Source organism: Pseudomonadota bacterium, from assembly GCA_030859565.1.
Lineage (GTDB): Bacteria > Pseudomonadota > Gammaproteobacteria > JACCXJ01 > JACCXJ01 > USCg-Taylor.
Genome location: JALZJW010000250.1, coordinates 1 through 3,002 on the forward strand (window position 1 = coordinate 1; position 3,002 = coordinate 3,002).

The window sequence follows — 3,002 nt, forward strand, 5'->3', positions numbered from 1 at the left end:
CGAGGTGCATATCAGGACATCAGCGGCGGAGGCGGCGAAGCGGAAACTCGAAGAGAAGGTGACAGAGTTATTGAGCGATGTGGAGCGCGCGCGGAACCAAGTCGCGGGGGCGGAGTCGGCACGGGTAAGAGCCGAGCAGCGCGCGACCGAAGCGAGGAGTGAGGGGGCGGAGCAGGGACGCGTCGCGGCGCTGGCGAGTATGGCAAAGCTTCCACTCAAGGGAAAGAAGGGGCGCGCCATCAACACGGCAGGCATGAGGTTGCAGCAACTGGCGAGGGTTGAGGCGGAGGGCGCCACGTGGCTCGTCTATGAGTTGCGGAACACGGGGAAGGTGCCAAGGAAGTTGGACGGCGTCAGCGTCAGCGGCGAAGGCAGAACGTTGATGCACGCGCCGAACGGTGACATCTTTCCAGATAAGTCGGCGCGTGTCAGCCTGTGGGTAAGCGGGGCGAAAGCAACCGACAGCATAGTATTCCATGTGACGGGCGGTACGATTAAAACCGGGGGTGCAGAATGATGGATCAACGAGTTGAAGAGCCGCGCGCGCCCCGGCAAGCACCCACACCACAAGAAGCGCAGGAGTCTAGACCGACGGCCGCTAACTGGTTGCGGCACAAGCTCAAACCGCACGGGCGCACGAATCGCAATCTCGCGCTCACGGTTTGCATCATCGTTGGCGCCATAGTCTTTCTGTGGGCATGGTACGCACAACCACAATCAGCCACGGGGAAGAGGAAAGACGTAGCACAGGCAACACCGACGCCGCGCCGGAGCAGCATCGGGATCGGGAGTGACCGGACAGGTCCGCCCGAAGTAGCACCCGGCAACGTCCCGCCTTTAGGTGGCGCATACCCGCAAGCCTCGCCGCAGGGAACACCGTTCGGCCCCTCCACGGCGCCGCCAACGTACTCTGCCCCGCCCTTGAGACCTTACGTGCCGAGCGAGACAGCAGCTCCCCACGCGCCCGTGGCTGAGAGGGCAATCAAGGAAGAAGATGCTTCACCGTTTGCCTACCAAGCAGATAGCAAGTTCGGTGCGCAGCTTCATGAAGGAAACCCCGGTGCGCCGGTGGGGGCAAAGCCTTCGGGGCTGTCACAGGGAGTGGCGGGAGATCCCCTCCCTATGACAGGCAAGACTGAGGAGCCGGAAGGCGACCAAGACTCAACGAGCAATTCACCACTACCCGTGGGCACGGAGATAGCGATGCGGTTGCTACGACCGGCGGCGAGCGGACTAGCATCCTTTGTCAAGGTGGTGGTGACAACTCCGGTGCGGGACGCGGCGGGCAAGATCGTTATTCCTGCCGGCACGCAAGGCAGATTGCCATTTGCGGCTGACGAGTTTCACGGGCGGTTGACGCTCAACACCTCGCGCAGCGGCGTGTTGGTTGTCGGCAGCAGAGCGATTGAGGTGCAGGGGTCGGTGTTAGGCGCGGACGGGCGGCCGGGGATACGCGGAGAGATCAAAGGTCAGCGGGGCGGGCCGAACTTAGTCGCGAGGGGGTTGCGAGGTGCGGCACGGATGGCCTCGGGCAGCATGGGCGCGCTCGGCGGTAGAGTAGCGATTGAGGCAGAGCAAGCGATGGCGGAGCGCGGGGGGGCCTTGAATAGTTATTCGCGCGAGGTAGTTGCTAAAGAGGGTACGGTGTTCACTTTTGTGGTGGGGATGTGAAATTAAAAAATGACGTTTGAAGAATTAAGGGGACGTATCAAGAACCCACCCGATTCACGTCGAATCGTTATTGCTAAAGATGCGGAAGGTAGTCTGTTAAATCCGCTCGAAAAAGTCAGCGAAGGGCTGGACGTTGCCCTCACTATTCGCCTGGAACGGATTTGTACTATTGATGAAACGGCTCCGTAGCAACCGAAGCATTGCGGGTTCTAGAGTGGTGGCCGTCGCTATCAGCAACGAGCGCGGCGGCATACTGTTAATGGTGCTGATCTGTCTGCTGGTTGTCATCGTCCTGTACTTCGGCTTAGTAGTTTTCCTGTGGGTAGGAGTAACGAACGGCACCATTGGCGCGGGCACACAAGGGCAGGGAAGCATCGCTCACATCAACGGCAATCGACCCAACATTCCGCTCGGGCACGACGGGCAAAGCCACACGAAAGCAAACAACATTGAAGAGCTGGACAGCGGGAGCGCGGAGTTGGTCTGCGTGCGATTGAACGGAGTCGGCGGCGGCAAGACGCCCGCGCTGGATCGCAGGGTGGCCCGTCGAATGATCGGAGCTATCAACCACCTGGCCGAGGAAGGGTTAGCGCCTCTCAGCTTCACTTGGGCTTTACGGACGACCTGCCAACAAAGAAACGTCAACCCCGGCCCGAACTTGAAGGCGCGTCCCGGCAGTTCACCACATGAGGCGGGAAGCGCGGTCGATGTCTCGGGAATGAGCAGTCGACGTGATGCGGGGCGCATCGTACAGATCATGGGAACGCACGATTTCATTTGGTTAGGGAGACGTGATCCGCCGCACTTTCACGTCATGCCGGCGACAATCGGCGAGGCATCATTCGGAGCGTGGATCAGGAAGATTCAACACTTGTACCAATTAGGACAGCCGACGGGCGGATGCCGTGGGAGTGAATGCGGAAGTTAACCCGCGAAGGCAAAAGATGGAAAACGAAGACAACGTTAACTCGGAACAACCGGACGTACCGCTCGGCGAACGACTGAAACAACGCTGGCTGAAGTCTTGGCCGCTCGCCGTTGGCGCACTCGTCATGTCCGTGTGGGTGTTCGGCCCGCGCCTGTTCAAGCACCCGGAAACACCTCCGATTCAAGTTGAGGAAACATTTGACAGGCAAGCGAAATGGGAAGCGGTCAAGCAACCCTTAGTGCCGGATTTGATGTGGCTTGATCTAAACGATGACGGAACGCGTGGGGTGGCCGTCGCTTCAAATGGAACGCTGCTCACATCAGCAGACGGTGGCGCGAGTTGGCGGATTGGGCAGAGCCCGCCCATCGAAGCGGGCGAGATACCAAGCGTCGCCGTGTTCGCG

5 protein-coding genes are annotated in these 3,002 nt (G+C 60.2%); all 5 read left to right on the forward strand.

Annotation, left to right across the window (positions count from 1 at the left end; translation table 11 throughout):
* The coding region (locus M3436_20280; GenBank protein MDQ3566309.1) for a hypothetical protein at nucleotides 1-517 on the forward strand (517 nt) is incomplete at its 5' end.
* Nucleotides 518-966: 449 nt separating this feature from the next.
* A complete protein-coding gene (locus M3436_20285; protein ID MDQ3566310.1) occupies nucleotides 967-1,671 on the forward strand; it encodes a TrbI/VirB10 family protein in 705 nt (234 codons plus the stop codon).
* Nucleotides 1,672-1,680: 9 nt separating this feature from the next.
* Nucleotides 1,681-1,860 carry a hypothetical protein gene (locus tag M3436_20290; GenBank protein MDQ3566311.1) on the forward strand — a complete coding sequence of 60 codons (180 nt, stop codon included), beginning with the start codon at nucleotides 1,681-1,683 and terminating at the stop codon, nucleotides 1,858-1,860.
* Between the two features lie 25 nt (nucleotides 1,861-1,885).
* Nucleotides 1,886-2,599, forward strand: coding sequence for a hypothetical protein (locus M3436_20295; GenBank protein MDQ3566312.1), 714 nt, complete (start codon nucleotides 1,886-1,888; stop codon nucleotides 2,597-2,599).
* 16 nt (nucleotides 2,600-2,615) lie between these two features.
* Nucleotides 2,616-3,002, forward strand: a 387-nt coding sequence (locus tag M3436_20300) for a hypothetical protein (GenBank protein ID MDQ3566313.1), incomplete at its 3' end; no start/stop codon positions are given.